13 protein-coding genes are annotated in these 23,331 nt (G+C 74.0%); 5 read left to right on the top strand and 8 right to left on the bottom strand.

Going from position 1 to position 23,331, the window contains the following annotated elements:
- The first annotated feature begins 3 nt into the window (after positions 1–3).
- Positions 4–945 carry a hypothetical protein gene (locus QSK20_RS08400; RefSeq protein ID WP_285787999.1) on the top strand — a complete coding sequence of 314 codons (942 nt, stop codon included), beginning with the start codon at positions 4–6 and terminating at the stop codon, positions 943–945.
- The gene (locus QSK20_RS08405) at positions 945–3,224 is read left to right on the top strand and encodes a BREX system ATP-binding domain-containing protein (protein WP_285788000.1); all 2,280 of its coding nucleotides are present in this window, start codon (positions 945–947) and stop codon (positions 3,222–3,224) included. Before QSK20_RS08400 ends, QSK20_RS08405 begins: the two co-directional genes overlap by 1 nt.
- Here QSK20_RS08405 and QSK20_RS08410 read toward each other — a convergent pair.
- From QSK20_RS08410 to QSK20_RS08425, 4 genes are read right to left on the bottom strand one after another with little or no spacing between them, the layout of a single operon-like run.
- Positions 3,205–4,458, bottom strand: a complete 1,254-nt coding sequence (locus QSK20_RS08410) for a cation:proton antiporter (RefSeq protein WP_285788001.1) — start codon at positions 4,456–4,458, stop codon at positions 3,205–3,207. The genes QSK20_RS08405 and QSK20_RS08410 overlap by 20 nt on opposite strands.
- A gap of 4 nt (positions 4,459–4,462) precedes the next feature.
- Entirely contained in the window at positions 4,463–5,617 is a 1,155-nt protein-coding gene (locus QSK20_RS08415; RefSeq protein ID WP_285788002.1) for a hypothetical protein, read from the bottom strand.
- A complete protein-coding gene (gene fxsT, locus QSK20_RS08420; protein WP_285788003.1) occupies positions 5,614–9,396 on the bottom strand; it encodes an FxSxx-COOH system tetratricopeptide repeat protein in 3,783 nt (1,260 codons plus the stop codon). Before fxsT ends, QSK20_RS08415 begins: the two co-directional genes overlap by 4 nt.
- A gap of 27 nt (positions 9,397–9,423) precedes the next feature.
- Positions 9,424–9,684 (bottom strand): hypothetical protein, encoded by a 261-nt coding sequence (locus QSK20_RS08425; protein WP_285788004.1) that lies wholly within the window; start codon positions 9,682–9,684, stop codon positions 9,424–9,426.
- Positions 9,685–9,842: 158 nt separating this feature from the next.
- On the opposite strand from QSK20_RS08425, the gene QSK20_RS08430 reads away from it, so the two are divergent.
- Positions 9,843–11,171 (top strand): aKG-HExxH-type peptide beta-hydroxylase, encoded by a 1,329-nt coding sequence (locus QSK20_RS08430; protein ID WP_285788005.1) that lies wholly within the window; start codon positions 9,843–9,845, stop codon positions 11,169–11,171.
- Here the strand turns inward: QSK20_RS08430 and QSK20_RS08435 are convergent.
- Complete coding sequence (locus QSK20_RS08435; protein ID WP_285788006.1) at positions 11,153–12,316, bottom strand: acyl-CoA dehydrogenase family protein; 1,164 nt, start codon at positions 12,314–12,316, stop codon at positions 11,153–11,155. The two genes, QSK20_RS08430 and QSK20_RS08435, sit on opposite strands and share 19 nt — an antisense overlap.
- Before the next feature lie 243 nt (positions 12,317–12,559).
- Here QSK20_RS08435 and QSK20_RS08440 point away from each other — a divergent pair, with 243 nt between their 5' ends.
- Both QSK20_RS08440 and QSK20_RS08445 read left to right on the top strand, forming a co-directional pair.
- Positions 12,560–13,987 carry a UDP-glucose dehydrogenase family protein gene (locus QSK20_RS08440; protein WP_285788007.1) on the top strand — a complete coding sequence of 476 codons (1,428 nt, stop codon included), beginning with the start codon at positions 12,560–12,562 and terminating at the stop codon, positions 13,985–13,987.
- 195 nt (positions 13,988–14,182) lie between these two features.
- Complete coding sequence (locus QSK20_RS08445; RefSeq protein ID WP_285788008.1) at positions 14,183–19,126, top strand: SCO7613 C-terminal domain-containing membrane protein; 4,944 nt, start codon at positions 14,183–14,185, stop codon at positions 19,124–19,126.
- Between the two features lie 163 nt (positions 19,127–19,289).
- On the opposite strand, the gene purE is transcribed toward QSK20_RS08445, so the two are convergent.
- The 3 genes from purE to QSK20_RS08460 form a co-directional block, all read right to left on the bottom strand.
- A complete protein-coding gene (gene purE / locus QSK20_RS08450; protein ID WP_285788009.1) occupies positions 19,290–19,781 on the bottom strand; it encodes a 5-(carboxyamino)imidazole ribonucleotide mutase in 492 nt (163 codons plus the stop codon).
- Between the two features lie 44 nt (positions 19,782–19,825).
- Positions 19,826–20,986 (bottom strand): 5-(carboxyamino)imidazole ribonucleotide synthase, encoded by a 1,161-nt coding sequence (locus tag QSK20_RS08455; RefSeq protein ID WP_285788010.1) that lies wholly within the window; start codon positions 20,984–20,986, stop codon positions 19,826–19,828.
- Between the two features lie 169 nt (positions 20,987–21,155).
- Positions 21,156–23,195 carry a thioredoxin domain-containing protein gene (locus tag QSK20_RS08460; protein WP_285788011.1) on the bottom strand — a complete coding sequence of 680 codons (2,040 nt, stop codon included), beginning with the start codon at positions 23,193–23,195 and terminating at the stop codon, positions 21,156–21,158.
- Positions 23,196–23,331 lie beyond the last annotated feature (136 nt).

Consider the following 23,331-nt stretch of genomic DNA (forward strand, 5'->3'; position numbering starts at 1 on the left):
GGGGTGATCAGCTCGCGGCACGAGCCGACCGAGAAGGTGCCGACGAACCCGTTCGCGGTGCCGGGACTGATGCGGGACGTGGACCCGCTCAACCCGGTCCGCAACGACGGGCACCTCTCGCTCTACGTGCCGGTGGACAACACGGAGGCGGCCTTCACGCGCTGCCGGGCGGAGTTCCACGACCCGTCGTACCTGCTCGACACCGGGCGGCTCGTGGTGGTGACCGGCGACCGGGGATGCGGCAAGACCGCGCTGATCAACCGTTGCGCGTACTGGCTGCGGGAGCAGTTGGCCACCGTCGGCCTGCGGGGCGAGGTCGTGGACGTGACCCGGCAGGCCCGGGAGAACGAGCCGATGGCCGAGCGGCGCGCCAAGGTGTGCAAGGCGCTGGTCGACACGGTGTTCCAGCGGCAGCTGTTCACCTCGGAACTGGCCCACCAGATGCGCGAGCAACCCGACGACGCGTACTTCAACCTGGCGAGCTGCCTGCCGACGGACCTGGTGCTGATCGTGCTGCTGCCCCGTTCGGCGGATCTGACCGAGGAACTGGTCACCTACGCCACCGACGCCCGGGCGCGGATCGTGTTCTTCGGCGAGACGTCGTACCAACTGCCGGACGAGCGCCGCCAGCGGCTCGACCAGGCCGGCCACGCCCCGCCCGTCTTCCTGGAGGTGGGTGGGCTGCGGGAACACGACGCGGCCCGCTTCGCCGAACAGCGCCTCGGCGCCGTGCCCGACGGGGAACTGCCCCGGGTCGCCGCCAAGGCCCTTGACGACTACACGACGTTCCGTCGACATGTGTCCATCGGTGAGGTGCAGCGGCTACTCTACGGCATGTACGAGAAACTACGCGTACAAGATGACCGACCGGATGAGGTGACCTACCAGCACATCAGTCAACACTTTCTGAGTATCGCCGTGAGTCTGCTGGAGAATCCGCGCTGATGGACGCCTTCGACCACCTGGACCTGAGCGGTGAGGTGAACCCTTATCCGTCGAGCGCCGTCGCCCAGATCGCGGACGCTGGATCGACCTCGGTCACCATCCCGACCGTCGCCGTCCGGCGGGCCGTCAACGCCATGGACTCCTACCTCTCCGCCGTCCGGGCCCGCCCGCAGACCCCGTCGGGACAGGTGCTGGCAATCGTCGGCGACTACGGCACCGGCAAGACCCACCTCGCGTCGTACCTGATCCGGCACGCCGCCACCAGCCTCGGCGGCGCGGTGCAGTCGGTGCACCTGAACGCCCCGCCGGACACGTTCGCCTCGCTCTACCGGGCCTTCGCCGACAAGCTGGCCGAGCGGCGGGAACTGGTCCACGAGCGGGTCCGCAGCCTGTACGCCGAGATCCTCGCCGACGAGCTGCGCGTCTCCTCGGCGACCGCGCCGGTGGCCGAGCAGCTGCGCGCCGGGACGATCGACCCGGTCGCGCTGGTGGAGATGTTCGGGCTGATGGAGAGCGCGTTCCTGCGGCAGCTGCGGGAACGGCTCCGGGAGGTCACCGACAACGCCGAGTTCAGCCAGGCGCTCACCCTGCTGCTACGGGGAGGTTTCGAGGACGCGGTCTGGGAGTGGTTCAGCGGCGCGGCCCCCTCCGACGTCCTCCGCGAGCGGGGCATCACCGAGGCGATCACCAGCAGCGAGACCACCGCGCTCCAGGCGATGGGGGTCTTCGCCCTCCTCATCGGGCACGGCGACCACCCGTTCGTGATGGTGATCGACGAGCTGGACCAGTTGCTCACCGCCGCCGGCCTGCGGGCCGACGAGGCGATCGACGCGTTCAAGGAGATGCTGCGGGTCTTCGCCGCCTCGAACACCTTCCTGATCCTGGCCGGGCTGCCCGACCTGCTCGGCTCCCTGCGGCGGGACGTGCGCGACCGGATCACCGAGCACATCACGATGTCCACGCTGACCGCCGCCGAGGTGCAGGACTACGTCCTGAACCGGCAGGGCGGCCGGCTGGAGCCGTTCACCGAGCAGACGATCGCGCAGATCGTCGACCTGACCAGCGGGGTCCCCCGGCAGGTGATCTCGCTCTGCCACCGGCTCTGGCGGCGGGCCCACGACCAGCGGTCCCTGGTCACGCCCCCGATGGTCCGGCAGACCGCGCGGGAGATCTACGACGCCGGCAACGCGCAGAACGTCCGCGCCGAGATCCGTCAGGTCCTGGTCGGCGCGGGATACGACACGTACGTACCGGACCACTTCCTGGACAGCGGCGTGGACAGCCGGGTGGACTACTGGGTGCCGGTCGCCTCGAACGACGTGGGCTGCGCCATCCTGCTCTCCGAGCCGCTGCTCGACGACACCGACATCGCCGCGGTGGAACGCCGGTGCCGGTCGATCCGCGCGCACCGCGACTGCGAACTGCTGCTGGTCGCGCTGGAGCCGCCTCCGGCCCGGTACCGCCAACGGCTGCGGGAGGCGGTCGGCCGGGAGCCGTTGACCTACCATCCCCGCTCCTTCGTCGACCAGTTCGCGCTGGAGTTCAAGGCGATGGCGAGCCGGCTGGAGGAGCGGTACCCACAGGACGGTCCGCTCGCCGCGGTCGCGCCGCACCTGACCCGGCTCGACCGGCGGCAGTCGGCCACCCAGCACCTGCTGACCGTGTTGACCGGCTCGTTGGAGGAGCTTCGGGGACGCAACGACCAGCAGCTCGCCGCGATCTACCGGGAGCTGCACGACATCCAGCGCGGGCTCTCCACCACCGGTGGCGAACGCCGCGGGCACGTCGCCGTCGTCGCCACCCTGCCCGCGCCGGTGGTCACCCTCTTCGACGCCGCCTTCACCGCGGTCGACCTGCTCACCCCGGCCCGGGAACTGCTCCGCCGGGCCTTCCAGGAGGACGAGGGCGGGCGCGGGGCACGGCAGTCGGTACGGGCCCGGATGCGGACCTCTGAGGTGCACGCCGCCACCGGGGTCACCGCGTTGCTGACCTCGCTGATCGAGGCGTTCGGGCACGCCGTGGTCGAGTGGTACAGGTCGATCGATCAGCCTCCGGGCAGCGGCCTGACCGCACGGCACCGGGAGCGGCTCGACACGATCTGTCGGGTCTTCGACGTCGTCTACGAGTACCTCCCCCTCTACCAGCTGCGCAGCCTCCAGGGGATGGTGGGTTACACGGTGCCCGACCGGCAGCAGCAGGAGGCGGAGGACCTCCTCGGCGACTTCAGTTCCCGGGTCCGGGCGGAGCTGCTGGTCGCGCTCACCCCCGTCGAGGGCTGAGCGGAGGCCCGAGCGGCGGTGCCGGCAGGTCGACCGCCGGCCCCGGTCTGCGGTACGCCTCGCGCAGCCCGTTGGTGAGGGCGTGCAGCACGTTGATGGTGAGGATGGCCGGACCGACCACCGCCACCGTGCCGACGAACTGCCGTTCCAGCACCAGCGCGAGGATGATCGCGGTGATCCCGTTCTGCTGGCCGAGCAGCACGTCGACGCGGTCGGAACGGGGCAGCCGCGCGCCGATCACCAGGGCCACCACCACGTGCGCGCCGACCGCCGCGAGGCCCAGCACCATCCCGGCCAACGGGCTGATCCCACCGACCAGGACCAACCCCAGCGCGAAGCTGGCGGCCAGGAACGCCCCCTGGGTGAGTCGGTCCAGCACGGCCCCGAGGGGCGGTCGGTAGAACAGCCCGGCCACGGCGAGGGCCAGCATCAGGAACTGCCACACCGCGAAGGCGGCGAGTCCGGCCAGCAGCACGATCTGGAGGGCGGTCACGAGCCGGCCGGATCTCACCCACCGGCGCAGTCGTTCGGTGCCCCACCAGACGAGCGCGGCCACCGCCGCCAGGGCCAGGTTCTGCGCCAGGGAGAGCCCGAACGACTCGAACCCGGTGTGCGGGGGCGCGGGGGCCGCCGCCGGATCGGCGGGCACCAGCGGCCAGACCCAGGCGGCGGCGTACACGGTCAGCAGGACGGTGATCGGGTCGTCGAACGACGCCCACGCGGAGAGGATCGTCTTGGCCTGTGCGGACATCCGGGACGTGAGCCGCGCGGCGGCGAACGAGACGGGGTCGATCTGGGCTACCGCGACGCCGAGCACGAGGTACGCCGGTTCCTGGAAGGCCAGGTACATCGCCGCCGAGATCAGTGCGGCCTTGACCACCACGCCGCCGCTGACGGCGAGCACGACCAGTCGGGCGTTCCGGCGGGCGGCACCCAGGTCGATGCCGTACGTGCTGGCGTAGAGGCCGACGGCGAGCAGCGTCCCGGCCAACGCGAGGTACGCGTCCGAGCGGTACGTCCCGACCCAGTCCCGGTTCTCGGCGAGCAGCCAGCCGAGCGCCGCCACCAGCACGAACGTGCCGGTACGCGTCAGCGACGGCAGGACCGCCTCGCGCAGCCCGGCCCGCCGTCCGGGCCGGTCGGCGGTCAGCCGGGGCGGGCGCTGCCGACGCCGGAACCGGGCCCGGGTGGACCCCCGCGTTCCGCGGAGCGGCCCGGCCTGCCGCAGTGGCACCGCGTCACCCGCCGAGCTGGTGGGCGAGTTGGGCCGCCTTGTCGTCGGCCGCCCAGACCAGGTGCTGGTCCAGGGTGACCGCGAGCAGGTAACGGTCGAGCCCGACCGGGTAGCAGAACAGGGCGCCCTGCTCGACGTCGAGCACCAGCCGCCGGACCCGGGAGCCGAGGGCCAGGTGGGTGGCCCGGACCAGGGTGCGCAGGTGCACGTCGATGCGCTGCCCGAGCAGGGCGTAGAACTGCCGGCGCCCGCGCGGGGTGACGTCGTCGAAGAAGCGCGCCAGCCCGGGGTCGTCCAGGATGTCCTCGGTGACCTCCACCCGACCGGCCCGACAGACGGCCACGTAGTGCAGGTCCTCGACGTTCAGGTGGCGGCGGCAGGTCGCGGCGGGCGACGACGCGGACGCTCCCGCCCCGGGCCGGGATGCCGGCGACGTACCGCCGGGCGGCCGTCCGTCCGGCGGTGTCTCGGTGGGGACCGGGGTCACCGGCGTCGCGGGCGGGCCGGAACTGGGCCGGATGTCCCGGATGCCGGAGGTGAGCGTCGGCTCGTTCAGCCCGAGCCAGCCGCCGTAGTCGGTGGGTTGCTGACTGACCGCCTCCCGCAGCCGGTTGGCCAGCCCGGCCAGTTCGATGTCGGCGGCCCGGACGGCCGGGTCCTGCGGCGGCAACTCGTCCCGGGTGCCGCTGGACCAGCCCAACGCCACCAGGAACTGCTCCCGCAGCACGGAGAGACCGAACAGGGCGCCCCGGTCGGTGTGCAGCAGCAGCCGGACGAGGTCGCCGCTGCACGCCGGGCGGAGCTGGTCGTCCAGGTCGGTCATCACGTGCACCACGTCCCGGCCGATGAGCTGCCGCTCGTCGGCGGTCAGGCCGAGCGGGCCGTGCGGGCCGGCCGGTTCCCACGCGTCGAGCGCGAAGTCGCAGGTGCCGGTGCGGTAGCGGGCCAGGTGGGAGATGCTGCCCACCTCGTCCATCAGTTCCTCGCACGCCCCGAGGGCCGGGGGCCGCCGGTCCCCGAGGTGGGTGCCGAGCGTGACGCTGACCCGCCGCCGGGGCACGTCGTCCCGGTCGGGAACGGCCGGCACGGCCGGGGCCGGATGCTCGGCCGGCGGGGTGGTTCCGGTGGCCGTCGCGTCGGCCGGCGTCTGCCCGCTCATGTCTCCGGCACCTCCATGTCGACGAAGTCGAAGGGCACCCGGCCCTCTCGGCCCGGGCCGGTGACCTCGCCGGCGCTGACCACCGCCGCCAGCGCCCGACGGGCGGTACGCAGGCACGGGTGGTCCGGTCCGAGGAAGTCCCGCCCCTGTTCGACGGCCGTCCGCAGCAGCTCCTCGGCCACCGCCGGCCGACCGGCCGCGACGACGACGGCCTGGTTGACCAGCGCGCCGATCGCCCACGGGTGCGGTTCGCCGAGCGTGGCGGTGAGTCCGGCCGCCGCCTTCTCCGCCTCGACGACCGCCTCGTCGAGCCGCCCCCGGGTGTGCAGCACGACCGCGCGCAGGCTGCGGCAGATGTGCGCGAACGGGTGCTCCGGGCCGAGGTCGTGTTCGTACCCGGCGAGGCTCTCCTCGATCAGCCGCGTCGCGTGCTCGCCGTCCCCGGCCAGGTGGTAGTCGACGGCGAGGCTGACCCGGCAGGACCGGGTCAGCGGGTTCTGCTCCCCGACCAGCCGCCGCAGCGCGAGGTACGCCCGGCTGTTGAGCTCCTTGGCCCTGTCGGGCAGGCCGCGTCGCCGCTCGGTGACCGCGAGGTTGCGCAGGATCCGCAGCAGGAGGGTGTCCTCGTCGCCGCGACCACGGCCGCCCCGCCGCCGGTACGCCTCGGCGAGCAGGCGGCGGGCCTCCTCCAGGTCGCCCAGCTCACGTCGGAAGCTGCCGATGTCGCTGGCCAGCCAGAGGGTGTCGGCGTTGTGCCCGCCGAAGAGCCGCGACCGGCGCTGACGGGCCCGTTCCGCGACCCGCAGCGCCTCGTCGGTCCGCCCGGCCAGGTGGAACGAGTTGGCCAGGTTGTGCGCCGCGATCAGCGTCTCCGGGTGGTCGTTGCCGAACTGGTCCCGGAAACCGCGCCAGGTGGCCTGGTCCTCGACCAGCGCGGCCCGGAACTGACCCAGGCCGCGCAGGTCACCGGCCAGGCCCCGGCGGGTCACCAGGACCCAGGGGTGGTCGGGGCCGAACAGGGCCGTCCCCTCGCGCAGCGCCGTCCGGCTCAGCTCCAGCGCCTCCCCGCCACGACCGAGCGAGCGGGTGACGTCGGCCAGCCGGGTGGCCAGGCGGAGGGTGAAGCGGTCGCGCCAGCCGTGCCGGGCCAGCCACCGGTCCAGCGCCGGACGCCACCGGCGCAGCGCGTCCGGGGCCTCGCCGTCGCCCCGGGCGATCAGGTGTTCGAGCTGCTCGACCAGCCACCGCCGCACCTCGTCGGGACCGTCCACGTCGAGCGCGCCGGAGCTGATCAGGTGCCGGTGCAGTTCGCGGCGCACCGGTGAGTCGGCGGCGATCGTCCGGGGCGCCACCTCGGCCAGGCCGCGCAGGAACTGCCCGCGCCGTTCCTCACGCTCCTGGTCGGACATCCCGGCCAGGACGATGGCCTGCACGGCCGGGTGCATCCGCACCACGCCGCCCCGCCCCCAGGCGACCTCCACCAGCCGGAACCGGACCCCCGCCGCCAACGCCCGGTCCATCTCCCAGCCGTCGGCGCACAACATCGCGCCGTCGGCCTCGGAGAGGCCATGCGCGACCTGTGCCCGCATCGACCGCGACCCGATGATCGACAGGGAGAGCCCCAGCGGGGAGGCGAAGGCGCACATCTGCGCCACCACCGCCGCGACCCGGCCGCTGAAGTCCTCCCGCATCAACGCCGTCGCGACGCGCACGATCCGGGCGGCGGCGGGCTCCCTGGCCGGTTCGGCGACCGCCGCGCAGAAGGCGGGCACCGCCGTGTCGGCACCACGGGAGTCGGCGACCGCGTGCGCCGAACTGAGCAGGATGCCGGCCTGCCCGAGCAGGCCCGAGGCGAGCCGCAGGTCGAGCGGGGACGCCCCGACGGCCTCCACCACCGCCGTCGCCGGCACCCGGGAGAGGCCGCGCACCCGCGCGGTGAGCAGGCGTACGGCATCGGCCTCGACGAGGTCGCCCACGGTGACCGTCACCGCGCCCGGTGGCAGGGCGGCGTCGGACCGGCGGGTCACCACGACGTGACCGGCGCCGCTCGGCAGCAGGTCGGACAGTTCCTCGTCCCCCGCGCCGTCGTAGACGACCAGCCACTGTCCGCTGCGCCGGCCCAGCTCGTGCAGCACCTCCTGGACCGGGTTGCCCCGGGGCTCGACGCCCAGTTCGGCGGCGAGCTCGGTCAGCGCGGCCCGGACGTCATGCAGCCCGCCCGCGCTGATCCAGACGATCAGGTCGTAGTCCCAGCGGAAGCGGTGGGCGTACTCGCCGACGAGGCTGGTCTTGCCCACGGCGGCCGGCCCGGTCACCACGACCGGCCGCCCGGGGGGACCGGCCAGCAGCAGGTCGCGCAGCTCGGCCAGGTCCCGGTCGCGGCCGACGAAGAGCCGGGGCCGGGACGGCAGCTGGAACTCCCGGGGCGGTTCCTCCCGGTCGCCGGGAAAGCCCGGCCGCCAGGAGCCCACGACCGGGACCGGACGGATCCCGGCGAGCCCGAGCGTGCCCCGCAGCCGTTCGCGGGCCTGCTCCTCGGTGCACCCGGTCAGGTCGACCACCCGGACGTCGTCGGGCGGCAGGGCGTCGTCGGTGGCCGGGCCGGTCCGGGCGACCAGCAGCTCGGTCTCCGGGTCGGCGCGGACCGCGCCGAGCAGGCCGGCCAGCCACTGTTCCTCCGAGTCGTCCGCCGGGGCCACCGCCAGCACGGTCGTCCGGCGGGCGGGGCGCCGGCCCTCGTCGTCCGGCGGCCACGGGCGGGCCCGGACACCCACCGCCGCCAGCTCGGCGCGGAGCCAGTCCGCCCAGGGCCGTTGGCGCGCCGGGTGGGCCAGCTGGACCTCGCTCTGGTCGTCGGCGGCCTGCCGGCCCAGGCCGTACCGGTAGCGGGTGCGCAACGACTCCGGCTCCGGACGGGCGGTGTCGACCACGCCGTCGGTGACCAGCCGCAGCAGGTCGCCGTATGCGGCGAGCACCCGGTCCCGGTGGGGTGACTCCTCCAACAGCGGGGCGAGCGTCTGCCCGGTCGGGCTCCCGGGCACCTCCACCAGCGGCAGCTCGAACGATCCGGAGGGCTCGTCGAGCACGCTGCCCAGGCCCCGTCGGATGGCGTCCCGTCGCTGCGCGGCACGGGTCGGGTCGGGCTCGTCCACGGCGGTCGCCACGCCGACCAGCCGGACCCCGGCGGGCGCGGCCCGGTGCACCCGCCGGGCCAGCGCCGCCACCTCGGGCAGCCGGGGATAGCGGTACGGGAAGCAGAGCACCACCGTCTCGCAGAGCACCGCCGCCCAGCGGTCCACATTCGGATCGGTGTCGACGGGGTCGAGGAGGACGACGTCGTACTCGGTGAGGCGTAGTTGCCGGCGCAGCTCGGTGAAGGAGGTGTCGCCGAGTTCCTCCGGGGGCGGCCACGGGGCGGAGTCGGGCATCCACACCACGTCGAGCCGGCCGGGCGGGGCCGCGTACCGGCGCAGGACGGGCTGTTCGGCGAACTGCCGGGCGACCCCCACCGAGGCGGGGAAGAGGGACCGGGCGAGTTCCGGCGGGAGCTGGTCGGCGACCGGCCACTCGTCGGTGTGGAACATGCGCAGGTGCTCGTGCACGCGTACGGTGCCCCGACCGGCGTCGACGACGAGCACCCGGCGTCCGGACCGGGCCAGGATCCAGGCCAGGTTGCTGACCAGGTTGGTACGCCCGGTCCGGCTGGTCGGCGCCAGGAAGGCCACCACGCTGGTGCCGGTCGGACCCCGGTCCGCCCGGGACGGCCCCGATCCGGTCATCGCGGCTCCGACCTGTCTGGACGGCGGTCACCCGTCATGTCCATCCCTCTCCGTTCGGTCGACCTCCGCTCGCCTCCGCCCGGTGGCCGGCGCGACGCCCGGGTCGCTGGTCTGGTTGGGGAACCACAGGAAGTGCCCACGGGGCTCGCCGGTCTCGTCGATGAGCCGCCGCAACGACTGCCGCAGGAGTTCCCGGGGCAGCGCGTCGAGATCCGACGGGTCCAGTTCCTCAGCATTGAGAAGATCAGATATCAGGGGGCGGTCATGACTGCTCATCCTTTCCGGCATGCTTTGCCCCACCTTCGATCTATTGAGAACCGCACCGTAAGCAGCACAGCCAGCGCTCCGCCAGTAACCTATCGTAGCGTTCATCGATATTCAGCAGTCATTTCGGGGGAACCGTGCGTGACCCGGAACGGTCGACGGGGCAAGCCGACCGGCACGTGATGCCTCCCGGAACGTTTCTGGCGCTGGCCCGGGGCGGCGGCGGACGGTCCGCCGTCCGGATCCTGCTGGCCGCCCAGTACAGCCGGAACCTGTTGACTCTGCGTGAGGTCGTGGAGCGGTGCGCCGAACTCGACCACCCGCACACCGACGCCGTCCGGCAGGCCTGGCAACTGCTCGGCGGGCTCCGCCGGACCGACCCCGACGCGGTCCGCCGGGTGCTGACGTACCCCAGCGTGAGCGCCTGGGCGGCGGAGACCCTCACCCGACTGACGCCGACGGACCACGGGCGCCCGGACGCCACGGGGGGCGACCCACGGACCGGCGCGTGGCCGGCCATGCTCGCGCCGGTCGCCGCGGCGGCGGCCCGGTACGCCGGATCGTCGGCCACCGTCGGGTTTCCGACACCGCCCGGGTCGGCGTTCCCGCTGCCCATGGCCGGTCATGTCCGGCTCGACCGGGACGGTCCGGCGAATGTCACGCTGACCGTCACCGCGCACGGCCTGACGGTCGACGGCCTGCCACCACGTCCCGGCGTGGACTGGTGGCCGCTGCCCCGGCTGCACGCCGGCGGGCGGCTGGAGCTGCGGCTGGACGACCTCTGGTCGCTCTCCCGACCGGCCGCCCCGGTGCCCCCGGACGAGGCGGCCCGGTGGCGCGCGGCGCTCGCCCCGGGCTGGCGACTGCTCGCCACCCGCCACCGGGAGTACGCCGACGAGCTGGCCGCCGCGATCTCCGTGGTCATGCCGCTGTCGCCCGGGGCACCCGAGCTGACCGGCTCCGGCGTGCCGGCGGAGGTCGGGGCGGCACTGATCAGTGGGACGTTCCCGGCCGGGGTGGGCTGCGTCGCGCTCTCCGGTGGCGGGGACGCCGCGACCACGGCCGCGACGCTCGTGCACGAGCTGGCCCACAACAAGCTCGCCGCGCTGGAGAACCTCTTCCCGCTGCTGCGGCCCGGCGACGACGTCCGGCTGCCCGCCCCCTGGCGGGTCGGGCCGCGGCCGTTGCCCGCGCTGCTCCAGGGTCTCTACGCGCACGTCTGCGTGGCCCGGTTCTGGCGTCGCCAGCAGCATCACGAGGCCCGGCCGGGTGGGCGGCACCGGGCCCGGACGGAGTTCCGCCGGGCCGGGGCCGCCTGCCGGGAGGTCGCCGAGCTGCTGCTCGCCGGTGACCGCCTCACCCCGCACGGCCGGCTGCTGGTGGAACAGCTGCACCGGGTGGCGACGGGCTGGGACCGGCGGGTGACCGGCGCCGCCCCGCGCCCGGGAGCGGGCGGGGGCGGGCGGGTGCGGACCGGTCCCTCGCCGGCGGGTCAGTCGCGCAGGAGCTGACGGGCCATGACGATGCGCTGCACCTGGTTGGTGCCCTCGTAGATCTGGGTGATCTTGGCGTCCCGCATCATCCGCTCGACCGGGTAGTCCCGGGTGTAGCCGTAGCCGCCGAGCAACTGCACCGCGTCGGTGGTGATCTCCATGGCGACGTCGGAGGCGAAGCACTTCGCCGCCGCGCCGAAGTAGGTCAGGTCGGCGTCACCACGCTCGGACCGGGCGGCGGCGGCGTAGGTGAGCTGCCGGGCGGCCTCCAGCTTCATGCCCATGTCGGCGACCATGAACTGGATGCCCTGGAACTCCGCCACCGGCTTGCCGAACTGCTTGCGCTCCCGGACGTACCCCTTGGCGTAGTCGAGCGCGCCCTGCGCGATGCCGAGCGCCTGGGCGGCGATGGTGACCCGGGTGTGGTCCAGGGTCCGCATGGCGGTCGCGAACCCGGTGCCCTCGGCGCCGATGATCCGGTCCGCCGGGATGCGCACCTGGTCGAAGTAGACCTCGCGGGTGGGCGAGCCCTTGATCCCGAGCTTCTTCTCCGGGGCGCCGAAGCTGACCCCGGGGTCGGACTTCTCCACCACGAAGGCGGAGATCCCCCTGGACCGCGCGGCGGGATCGGTCACCGCGAACACGGTGTAGTACTCCGAGACGCCCGCGTTGGTGATCCACCGCTTGACCCCGTCGAGCACCCAGTGATCCCCGTCACGTACCGCGCGGGTGGTCATCGAGGCCGCGTCGCTGCCCGCCTCCGGCTCGGAGAGGCAGTACGAGAACATGGCCTCCCCGGCGGCGACCGGGGTCAGGTAGCGGCGCTTGAGCTCCTCGGAGCCGGCCAGCAGCAGCGGCATCGTGCCCAGCTTGTTGACCGCCGGGATCAGCGAGGACGAGGCGCAGGCCCGGGCCACCTCCTCGATCACGATGGCCGTGGCCAACGCGTCGGCGCCGGCGCCCCCGTACTCGGTCGGGATGTGCGGGGCGTGGAAGTCGGCGGCCCGCAGCGCGTCGTAGGACGCCTTCGGGAACTCGCCGGTCTCGTCGGCCTCCGCGGCGTGCGGGGCGACCTTCGCCGTACAGACCTCCCGGACCGCCTCCCGGACCGCGTCGTGCTCCTCGGGCAACCGGTAGACGTCGAACGACTGCTCTGCGGGCATGTTGGCCCCTCCCCTTCGCCGCTATCATGCGCAGACCGTGGCTTCGTGGGTCACGGAGCACGCAGACTGAGGATAGCGACCAGAGTTCAGGTGATGCCTACCGGCGCGTAGGCTCCTGCCCCAACGGCCCCTACAGAGCCAGCGGACCATGAAGACGACAGAATTGTCACCCGGTGCCCGGCCAGGCGCCGCAGCCGATTGCGACGCGACGAAGCGCCGCCAGCGCGAGCGGAGAAGACAGGCGTGACGATCCCGTACCCGAACACCCAGCCGATGCCGGCGATCCCGGCGGTGACTCCCCCCTCCGGCGCCCCCCGGCCCCGGGTCACCTTCCTCGGCACCGGCTACCTCGGTGCGACGTATGCGATCTGCTATGCCGAACTCGGCTACGACGTGCTCGGCTACGACGTCGACGTGGACAAGATCGCCAAGCTGAACGCGGGCGAGGTGCCGATCCACGAGCCCGGCCTGGACGAGCTGCTCAAGCGGAACCTCGCCGCCGGACGGCTGCGGTTCAGCACCGACATCGCCGAGACCGCCGACTTCGGTGACGTGCACTTCATCTGCGTGGGCACCCCGCAGCGCGCCGACGGTCTCGGCGCCGACCTCACCTACGTCGAGGCGTCCGTCAGCAGCCTGGCCCAGCACCTCACCCGCAAGGCGCTGCTCGTCGGCAAGTCGACCGTGCCGGTCGGCACGGCCGAGTGGGTCGAGCAACTGGTCGGCAAGCACAGCTCCCCCGACCTGGGCGTCGAGGTGGCGTGGAGCCCCGAGTTCCTCCAGGAGGGCTTCGCCGTCGACGACGTGCTGCGCCCCAACCGGATCGTGGTCGGGGTGAAGAGCGAGTGGGCCAACGGCATGCTCTACGCCGCCCACAAGGGAGTCTTCGACCTGGCCGCCACCGAGGACCGCGAGGTGCCGCTGGTGGTCACCGACTTCGCCACCGCCGAGCTGGTCAAGGTCGCCGCGAACGCCTTCCTCGCGACCAAGATCTCCTTCATCAACGCGATGGCCGAGGTCTGTGAGGTCGCCGGCGGCGACGTCACCCAGCTCGCCCGCGCCATCGGGTACGACCCCCGGATCGGCAACCGCTTCCTCCAGGCCGGACTCGGCTTCGGTGGCGCGTGCCTGCCCAAGGACATCCGTGCCTTCCAGGCCCGCGCCCAGGAACTCGGGGCCGGCGAGGCGCTGCGCTTCCTGCACGAGGTCGACCTGATCAACCTGCGCCGTCGCAGCCGGGTGCTGCAACTCGCCGCCGACCTGCTCGGCCGCCGGTACGGTCCGGCGGGGCCGGACCTCACCGGCACCCGGATCGCGGTGCTCGGGGCCACCTTCAAGCCGAACACCGACGACGTCCGCGACGCCCCGGCGCTCGCCGTGGCCGCGCTGCTCGGCAAGGCCGGCGCGGACGTGCGCGTCTTCGACCCGGAGGGCATGGAGAACGCCCGCCGGGCCATGCCCGAGCTGCACTACGAGCCGAGCATCAACGACGCCGTCACCGGAGCCGACCTGGTCTGCGTCCTCACCGAGTGGGCGGACTTCCGCAACGCCGACCCGGTCGTCCTCGGCGAACTCGTCGCCCAGCGCCGGGTGGTCGACGGTCGCAACTGCCTGGACTCGACCCTCTGGCTCCAGGCCGGCTGGGAGTACCGGGGCATGGGTCGGCCCTGACCCGCTGACCGGGGCGCACCGCCTCCGGACAGGTGACCGGAACCGGTCGCGGAACACTCTCCGCGACCGGTTCCGTGTCTGTCCGCGACTTTTCTCGCCGCGACGCGGCGGCAACTATCGAAATCCGTGCCGGGTTTGGGCATGCTGCCACAGTGGGATTCCACAGTGCGGGGCGACCGGGTGGAGGAGTTGTTCGTGGCTAGCTTCCAGTGCTCCTCGTGTGGTCGGGAGATCAAGCCGGCACGTCGCTGCCCGGCGTGCGGTGCCGAGCAGCCACAGTGGGCGGGCCACATCGCCGAGGTCGAACGGTCCATCGCGGAGATGAAGGCGCGGGACGCCGAGATCGCCCGAGAGCAGCGGCAGATCGCCCAGAAGATGCAGGCGGCCCTCTTCCAGCGGGACATCCTCGCGCACGCCGGCGAGGAGAAGCTGAAACAGGCCACCAAGACCCGCCGGGTGCTGCTGCGCCGCCGCGCCCCGCGCCGGCCACCCGGCGCCCCGGCCGCCGCCTCCACCGACGCCCCGCCCGGCACCTCCGGCCGCGCGCCGACCGACGCCCCGCCCCGGGTGCCCCGCCAGGGCAACCGTCCCCCGGACGATCCGCCCACGACGACCACCGCCACCTGGCTCGACGCGGACGACCCGGAGCACCCGCCGGAGGCCTCCTCGCGCGAGGTGCAGAACATCCCGCTCGGCCTGGGCGCGCTGCTGATCGGCGTCGCCGCGGTGGTCTTCGCGGGGGTGGCGACCTCCTCGATGGACGCGCTGGCCCGGCTGCTCATCCTCCTCGCCGCGACCGCGCTGATGCTGTTCACCGCGCCCGTGGTCGCACGCCGGGGACTGGTGTCCACGGCCGAGACGATCGCCGCGGTCGGGCTGATCCTGGTGCCGCTGGACGGGTACGCGCTCTACGCCGTGGCGTCGTCCGGCTCGGGCACGGTCCCCGGTACGGTCTTCGCCGGGCTGATCTTCGCGGTCACCGCCGGGGTCGGCTACGGCTACGCCCGCTGGACGGGACTGCGGGTGCCCCGGTTCGCCGCCGTGCTCGCCGTGCAGCCGGTGCTCCCGCTGCTCGTGTCCGCCCTGGTGCACAGCGCCACCGGGTGGGCGCTGGTCTTCACCCTGGTCGCCGCGATCGACCTCTGGCTGGCCCGGTCCGCGCTGACCACCGAACGTCCGGTCACCCCGACGCCCGGTTCCGGCCCGGACCGCCGGGCCACGGCCCGGCCGGAAGGCGCACCGGAGGAGGCCGACGAGGTCTTCAGCGATCCGCGGGCCACCCGGCCCGACCGGGTCGACGCCCGGCCGGTCGCACCGGCCCGGCCGGTGCCCTGGCTCAGGGAACTGGCCTGGGCCCTGCACGCCGTGGCGCTCGCCCTCGCCCTGGCGTACGCGGTCACCGCGCTGCTGCGCACGGACACCCTGCCCGCCGTCCTCGGCGCGGCGGTCGTGCTCCTGCTGGCCGCCGGGGTGACCCTGGTCGGGACGATGGCGACCCGCCGCCCGCCGCTGCCGGACCTCGGGGCCGCGATCGCCACCCTCGCCGTGATCGGCGCGTTCAGCCGGCTCGCCGCAGTCGCCCTGCCCGGCCAGGTGGTGCTGCTGGTCGCCCTCGTCATCGCGCTGACCAGCGTCGCCGTCCGGGCCGTACCGGACCGGATCCGACGCGGCCCGCAACTCGCCTCGGCGGTCGCGCTGACCGTCACCGGTCTGTTCGTCGGAGCCGGCGCGCTGTACGCCGGGCTCGCTCCGGTCCGCGCCGCGCTCCCCGCCTGGTCCGCCGACCTCGACCGGTATCCTGCGGTGCTCGCCACCTCCGCCGGGCCCGGCTGGCAGCTCGCGGTCAGCGCGCTGCTGCTCACCGTCGCGGCGGTGCTCGCCCTCCCGGCCGAGATCCGGCGGGAGTTCGCGGTGGCCGGGGCCGCGGTGACCGCGCTGGCCGTGCCGGCCTCGTTCGGGCTGAGCTGGGTGCTCGCCCCGTGGCCGCTGGTGCTCACCGCCATCGGCCTCGGGCTGGTCGGGCTCTCCGCCCGCACCACCCGGGCCGCGCGCGCACACGTCGTCGCCGCCGCCGTGGTCGGGTTGGTCGGCGCCGGGGCGTCGCTGGCCCGGCCGGCGCTCACCGCCGCCGTGCTGCTCACCCTCTTCGCGGGCGGAGTGCTGGTGACCCTCGCCCCCCGGGTACGGGTCGCCTCGGCGGCGGCAGCGGACACCCTCACCGCCTGGGCCGCCGGCGGCGCGGCGTTCGCCCTGCCCGGGGCGGTGGCCGCCTTCGTCGCCGCGCTCACCCCCACCGGTCCGGTGCTCACCCCGGCCGCCCTGCGGGAGCTCACCGTCCCGATCCTCGCCTCCAGTTTCCTGGCCGTCTGCGTCACGCTCGGCTACTCGGCGATCGTGCAGGTGTCCCAGCGGGAGATCAGCCCGCCGTTGGCGATGGGGGCCGGGCTCGGGGCGCTGGTCGTCGCCGCAGCGGCCTTCGTCGCCCCCGGCAGCACCTCCGCCGACGCCTGGGTCGCCGCGCTGCTGCTGGTCGCCGCGCTGCTGCTCTTCCTCGCCCCGGCCATCGACGCCCGGGGCCGGGCCGACTTCGCCCTCGACGGCTCCGACTTCGCCGCGGCGGCGGCCACCGCCGCGCTCGTCGCCACCCTGCTGCGGATCGCGGCGGTGCTCGCCCCCGGTGCGCAACTGGTGGTCGCGGCGGCGCTGGTGCTGCTGGTCGCGGTCGCCGCCCGGACGCTGCCCGACGAGTGGCGACGGGGACCGGTCCTGGGCATGGCGGTCGCCGGGGCGATCGTCGGCGCGCTGGCCGGTTGGATGGCGCTGCGTGGCGGGTTCGGGGTGATCGCGGTGCCCGGACCGATCTGGGCGGGTGACCTCACCGGATGGCCGGCCGCGCCCACCGGCGGCGCGACCGCCCAGGCCCCGGTCGCGCTGGTCCTGCTCGGCGTCGCCGCCGCGATCCTCCTGCCGGAGCCGTGGAAGCACGACGTCTCCGGCGCGGCGGCGGTGCTGGCCACCATCGGCGCACCCGCCGCGTTCGACCTGCCCTGGTGGTCGCCGGTGCTGGTCGGCGGCACGGTCGCCACCGTCTTCGGAATGGCCGCGGTCGCGGCGACCGATCCCCGGGCGGCGCTCTCCCGGGCCACCGTGGCCGCGCTGGTGGCGCTGCACGGGGTCGGCGCGGGGCTGGTCCGGCCGTGGACCACCGCGCTGGCACTGAGCATCGTGGTGCTGGTCGGGGCGACGGTCGCCGGGCTGGCCCGGGTGTTCGCCGCCCGGCAGACCGAACGGGTCGAGATCGACGGCATGCCGCCGCACCTGGTCACCATGGGTGGCCTCGGCACGGCGGCGGCCCTGCTCGCCCTCCCCGGCGTGGTCGCCGCACTCGGCGCCGAGGCCGGGCACGGTCCCGAGGTGCTGCTCACCGCCGCGCTGGCCGGGTCCAGCCTCGGGCTGGCGGCGGTGGCCGCCCTCCGGCGGCGGGTACCGCAGTACCTGCCGTACGCGAGCCTCGGCATCGCCGCCGGGGCCACCGTCAGCGCGCTCGCCGCGATCCCCACCGACCTGCCGGTCGGCGTCTTCGCGGCGGCGGCCGCCCTGCTCGGAGTCCTCGCCGAGCTGGTCCGGGCCGCCACCGTGCCACCGGCCACCTCGGCCCAGCCGGTCGGCCGCTGGGCGGTGATGATCGACGGGGCGCTGCGCCGGATGCCGGACCGGCTCGCCGACCGGCGTTGGCGGGTCAGCCCGGCGGCCGGTGCCCTCGCCGCCGCTGTGCTGCCGGTCGCGCTGGCCGTGGCCTCGATCGCGCCGGCCCTGGTGGTCGCGCTGGTCGAGCCGTACGCGACACTGTCACGGATCTGGGAGGGACCACCGCCGCAGCTGTTCACCCCACCGGCGGGGGCGGCCGACCCGACCCACGTACTGACCGCCCTGCTGCTCACCATCTGCGCGGCGCTCGCCGCGACCGCGTTCAGCGGCGGGCAGTACTTCCGGGCGGTTCCGGTGGTGCTGCCCGGACTCGCGGTCACCGTGCTCATCGCGCCGATCGCGCTCGGCCTGGGCTGGCCGCAGACCACGCTGGCCGCGCTGGCGGTGTTCACCCTGGCGATGCTCGGGCTGGCGCTCACCCCGCCGCCGCCCGGGGTCGAGCGGGCCCGGTCGCTGCGCTGGACCCGGATCCTGACCTTCGGCATCGGGCTGGCCGGAGGCGGGGCGGGACTGGCCGGCAGCCTCGCCACCCGGGACCTCACCGTCTTCACCCTCGCCGGGGCGGTCGCGGTCGGCACGATCGCGGCGCTGTTCGGCAGCACCGAGCGCGCCCGCATCCTCGGTTGGCTGTTCGCCTCCCTGATGGCGCAACTGCTGGTGCTCACCATCGGCCTGGTCGCCGGACTCGCCCCGGTCTGGTCGGCGTTCGGGGTGCTGGCGGTCGGCGCGGCGCTCCAGGTGTTCGCCGCCCGCCTGCCCCGGCTGCGCCGACCGGAGGCGCACCGCGAGGCGGCCACCGTGGAGTGGAGCGGGTACGCTGCCGCGCTGATCGCGCTGGCCCTCGCCTTCGACTCGCCACGGCACATCGCCGCCCTGCTGGCCGGCTGGGGCGCGGTGCTCGGAGTGGCCGCCACCCGGCCGGGCCGCCGCCCGACCGAGCGACGCATCCTGTTCTGGTCGGTGGTGGGCTGCGAGATCGTCGCCTGGTGGATCCTGATGCGGGTCGCCGACGTGGCGCTCCCGGAGGCGTACACTCTGCCGTTCGCGGCGCTCGCCCTGCTGGTCGGCGTGATGGAGCTACGGGAACGACCGGATCTGAGCAGCTGGGTGGCGTACGGGCCGGCGTTGGTGGCCGCGTTCGTGCCCACCCTGGCGATCGTGCTGGCCACCGAGTCCAGCATGCTCCGGCAGGTGCTCCTGTTGCTCGGCGCGGTGGCCGTGCTGGTCTGGGGTTCGATGACCCAGCAGCAGGCCCCGGTGATCGTCGGGGCGGTGGTCACCACGTTCGCCGCGCTGCACGCGCTGTTCAGTTTCGGGCCCTGGCTGGCGCTGCTCCTGGTCGGCCTGGTGCTGCTCGTGCTGGGCGCGAGCAACGAGCGACGCCGCCGCGCCCAGGACCGCCTCCAGACCGCCCTCCGCGGCATGCGCTGAGGTGGTAGCAGGGGACCCTTGTTACCGCATTTTGAGTAGCAGGGGTCCCCTGCTACCACCTGGGCAAGAGCTGGCGGAGGTTCGGCGGCACGGCGGGAACGGCACTCAGGTCGGTGCGGCACCGAGTGCGGCGGGCGCTGACGCCTCCGCCGCGGTCACTCGCTCAGGTCAGCGAGGCGCGGAGTGCGGCTTCCTTCTCGGCGACCAACTGCTCCAGCCCCACCTGGTACGCCGTCATCCGCTCCCGCAGGGTCGGATCCGCGGCGGCGAGGATACGGACGGCGAGCAGGCCGGCGTTGCGCGCGCCGCCGATGGACACGGTGGCCACCGGCACGCCCGCCGGCATCTGCACGATGGAGAGCAGGGAGTCCATCCCGTCCAGGTGCTTCAACGGCACCGGCACCCCGATCACCGGCAGCGGCGTGGCGGAGGCGACCATGCCGGGCAGGTGGGCGGCACCGCCGGCGCCGGCGATGACCACCTTCAGGCCCCGGTCAGCGGCGGAGCGAGCGTACTCGATCATCTTGACCGGGGTCCGGTGCGCGGAGACCACGCCCACCTCGTACGTCACGCCGAACTCGTCGAGCGCCTCGGCGGCGGCCCGCATGGTCGGCCAGTCCGAGTCGCTGCCCATGATCAGCCCAACCGTCGGCACCGCGCCGTCCCTTCGTCCTCGGCTCTCCGAGCCGACCTCCACGCTCACGCCCGACCCTCGCGCAGCCAGCGCGCGGCCCGCGCGGCCCGCGCCCGTACGTCGTCGAGGTCGTCACCGAGCACCGTGACGTGCCCGATCTTCCGGCCCGGTCGGACCTGCTTGCCGTAGAGGTGCACCTTCGCGCCCGGTTCGGCGGCGAAGAGATGGTGCAGCCGCTCGTCGATGCTCATGCCACCGGGCTCGCCGCCGAGCACGTTCGCCATCACCACGACCGGCGCGGTGAGCGAGGTGTCCCCCATCGGGTAGTCGAGGACCGCCCGTAGGTGCTGCTCGAACTGCGAGGTCCGGGCCCCCTCTATGGTCCAGTGCCCCGAGTTGTGCGGCCGCATGGCCAGCTCGTTGACCACCAGCCCGGTCGGTGTCTCGAACAGTTCGACGGCGAGCAGACCGACCACGCCCAGCGCGGTGGCCAGGTCGATCGCGAGCTGTCCGGCGGCGAGAGCCACCTCCTCCGGCAGGTCGGGGGCGGGGGCCAGCACCTCGACGCAGATGCCGTCGGACTGCACCGTCTCCACCACGGGATAGACCGCGACCTGCCCGAACGGCGAACGGGCCACCTGCACGGCCAGCTCGCGGCGCAGCTGGACCCGCTCCTCGACGATCAGCGGGGTGCCGCTGGCGAGCAGCGTGCCGGCCAGCTCGGTGGCCTGCTCCGGACCGTCGACCAGCCAGACGCCCCGGCCGTCGTAGCCGCCCCGGGCCGCCTTGAGGACCACCGGCCAGCCGGTCCGCGTACCGAAGGCGACCAGGTCGTCCGGGACGGTGACCGGCTGCCACGCGGGCACCGGCGCGCCCAGTGCGGTGAGCCGTTCCCGCATGACCTGCTTGTCCTGGGCGTGGACCAGCGCGTCGGCCGGCGGGTAGAGCTTCACCCCCTCGTCGGTCAGGGTGCGGATGTGCTCGCTCGGGACGTGCTCGTGGTCGAAGGTGACCACGTCGCAGTCCTTGGCGAAGGTGCGCAGCGCCGCCAGGTCGGTGTGGTCGCCGTACTGCACGTCGGCGGCGACCAGGGCCGCGCCGTCGTCGGGGCTGAGGGCGAGCACACGCAGTGACTGGCCGAGGGCGATAGCGGCCTGGTGGGTCATCCGGGCCAGCTGGCCACCACCCACCATGCCGACAACGGGGAGACCGGTACGGGAGTCCATAGCGGCGCCCAGCCTATCCGGGCCGCCGGAGATGCCGGCACTCACCGCCTGATCTGCGTTTGCAGGGGTCCCCTGCTACGCAAAAAGCGGTAACAAGGGTCCCCTGCTACCACCTCAGCCGGGCAGGCGGGTAACGGAACCAGCGCGTGGGCGGGCGGACGGGGCTGCGTCAGGTGAGTTGGGCGACGAGGTCGTCGACGGTGGTCACCGGGCGTCGACAGACGAAACCCCGGCAGACGTACGCGGTGGGACGGCCGTCGACCATCGGCCGGTCGGCGAGCAGCGGCACGCCGGGCTGGTCCGGTCGGCCGGCGACGAGCACCGCGCCGGGCGGGGCGTGCCGGTACGCGGCGGCGACCAGTGGGTCCCCGGCCGGGTCGTCGGTGACCACGGCAATCTCGTACGGCCCGGAGAGCAGCGCCTCACCGGCGGCGGCCGCGTACCCGGTGAACCGGGCGTGCCGACCGACCAGCGGGGCGAGGGTGGCGAGCGCGGCCTCGGCAGCCTCCCGGTGGCGGGTCGACCCGGTCAACGCGGCGTAGGCGACCAGCGCCGCAACGATCGCCGACCGGCCGGAGGGGCTGGCGTTGTCGGTCGGGTCGGCGGGTCGGGTGATTAGTTGTTCGGCGTCGTCGGCGGTGTCGTAGAAGCCGCCACCGGGCGCGGCGAACCGGGCCAGCGCGGTGTCCAGCAGCTGCCCGGCCAGGTCCAGCCAGCGTCCCTCGCCGGTGAGCTGGTGCATCGCGCAGAACGCCTCGGCCACGCAGCCGTAGTCCTCCAGCACGCCGGCCGGGTCGCCGACCACGCCGTCGCGGGAGACCCGGCGCAGCCGCCCGTCGACGAGGTGCACGGTGGCGAGGTGCTCGGCCGCGTCCCGCATCGCGCCGTCGGCGACGATGGTGACGCCCTCCAGCAGGTTGTCGTCCCCCTCCTCGCCGGTGCCGCCCCGGGTCTCGACCATGCGGACGAACTCCGCGATCGCGGTGATCGCCAGGCCGTTCCAGGCGGCCACCACCTTGTCGTCGCGGGCCGGCTGGGGGCGGGTGTCCCGGGCGGCGAGCAGCCGGCGTGCGACGTCCTGCCACCGGGCGCGTACCGCCGGGTCGGCGTCGTCGACGTCCCGGGCCAGCCGCAGCACGCTCATGCCATGTTCGAAGGTGCCGGCCTCGGTGACCCCGAACAGGTCGGCGGCGAAGCGGCCGTCGTCCTCGCCGAGCGCCTCGACGAGCTGGGCCGGGGTCCAGGCGTAGGTGAGCCCCTCGACGCCGTCGGTGTCCGCGTCGAGGGCGGAGGCGAAGCCCTCGCCGGGGCGGTGCAGCTCGTCGGCGAGGAACCGGGCGACGTCCCGGGCCACGCGGGCCGCCAGCGGGTCGCCGGTGAGGCGCCAGAGCTGGGTGTACGCCCGCAGCAGCAGGGCGTTGTCGTAGAGCATCTTCTCGAAGTGCGGCACGGTCCAGTGCCCGTCGACGGAGTACCGGGCGAATCCGCCGGCGAGCTGGTCGTAGATGCCGCCCCGGGCCATCGCCTCGCAGGTGTGCCGGACGATCTCCAGCGACTGCCCGGAGCCGGTGCGCCGGTGGTGCCGCAGCAGGGCGAGCAGGTTCATGTGCGGCGGAAACTTCGGCGCGCCGCCGAAGCCGCCGTTCGTCGCGTCGTACTCCCCGGCGAGCTGGTCGGCGGCGGCGTCGAGCAGCTCGGCGGTGAGCGGGGCGGTGGGGCCGCCGACGGCCTGTGCGCCGCCGATCGCCTCGACCACTGCGGCGCCCTGCCGGAGCACGGCGTCCCGCTGCTCCCGCCAGGCGGTGCCGACCGATTCGAGCAGCCGGAGGAAGTTGGGCTTGGGGAAGTAGGTGCCGCAGAAGAACGGGGTGCCGTCCCCGGTGGTGAAGACCGTCATCGGCCAGCCGCCCTGCCCGGTCATCGCCTGGGTGGCGGTCATGTAGACCGCGTCGACGTCGGGACGTTCCTCACGGTCCACCTTGATCGCCACGAAGCCCTCGTTGAGCAGGCGACCGACGGTCTCGTCCTCGAAGGACTCGTGTGCCATCACGTGGCACCAGTGGCAGGCCGAGTAGCCGACCGAGACGAGCACCGGCACGTCCCGCCGTCTCGCCTCGGCGAACGCCTCGTCACACCAGGGCCACCAGTCGACCGGGTTGTCGGCGTGCTGGAGGAGGTACGGACTGGTGGCTTCGGCGAGTCGGTTCACCGCACGACCATAACCAGCCACCGGTACGGCGACACCCCGGTCCTCCAGGAACCACCACACCACTTGTCGTCCGATTGACACAAATGGCCACGCCTTTGTATCGTCCACTTATCGTCAGAGTGACGCAAACAGGGTG

Origin of the sequence: Micromonospora sp. NBRC 101691, from assembly GCF_030269285.1 — a bacterium.
Classification (GTDB): domain Bacteria; phylum Actinomycetota; class Actinomycetes; order Mycobacteriales; family Micromonosporaceae; genus Micromonospora; species Micromonospora echinospora.

Bases quoted from the DNA above. Each gene is read 5' to 3' on its own strand.
- QSK20_RS08455 (WP_285788010.1), bottom strand. From the start codon at position 20,986: ATGGACTCCCGTACCGGTCTCCCCGTTGTCGGCATGGTGGGTGGTGGC.
- QSK20_RS08405 (WP_285788000.1), top strand. From the start codon at position 945: ATGGACGCCTTCGACCACCTGGACCTGAGCGGTGAGGTGAACCCTTAT.
- fxsT (WP_285788003.1), bottom strand. From the start codon at position 9,396: ATGACCGGATCGGGGCCGTCCCGGGCGGACCGGGGTCCGACCGGCACC.
- QSK20_RS08415 (WP_285788002.1), bottom strand. From the start codon at position 5,617: ATGAGCGGGCAGACGCCGGCCGACGCGACGGCCACCGGAACCACCCCG.
- QSK20_RS08435 (WP_285788006.1), bottom strand. From the start codon at position 12,316: ATGCCCGCAGAGCAGTCGTTCGACGTCTACCGGTTGCCCGAGGAGCAC.
- QSK20_RS08425 (WP_285788004.1), bottom strand. From the start codon at position 9,684: ATGCCGGAAAGGATGAGCAGTCATGACCGCCCCCTGATATCTGATCTT.
- QSK20_RS08430 (WP_285788005.1), top strand. From the start codon at position 9,843: ATGCCTCCCGGAACGTTTCTGGCGCTGGCCCGGGGCGGCGGCGGACGG.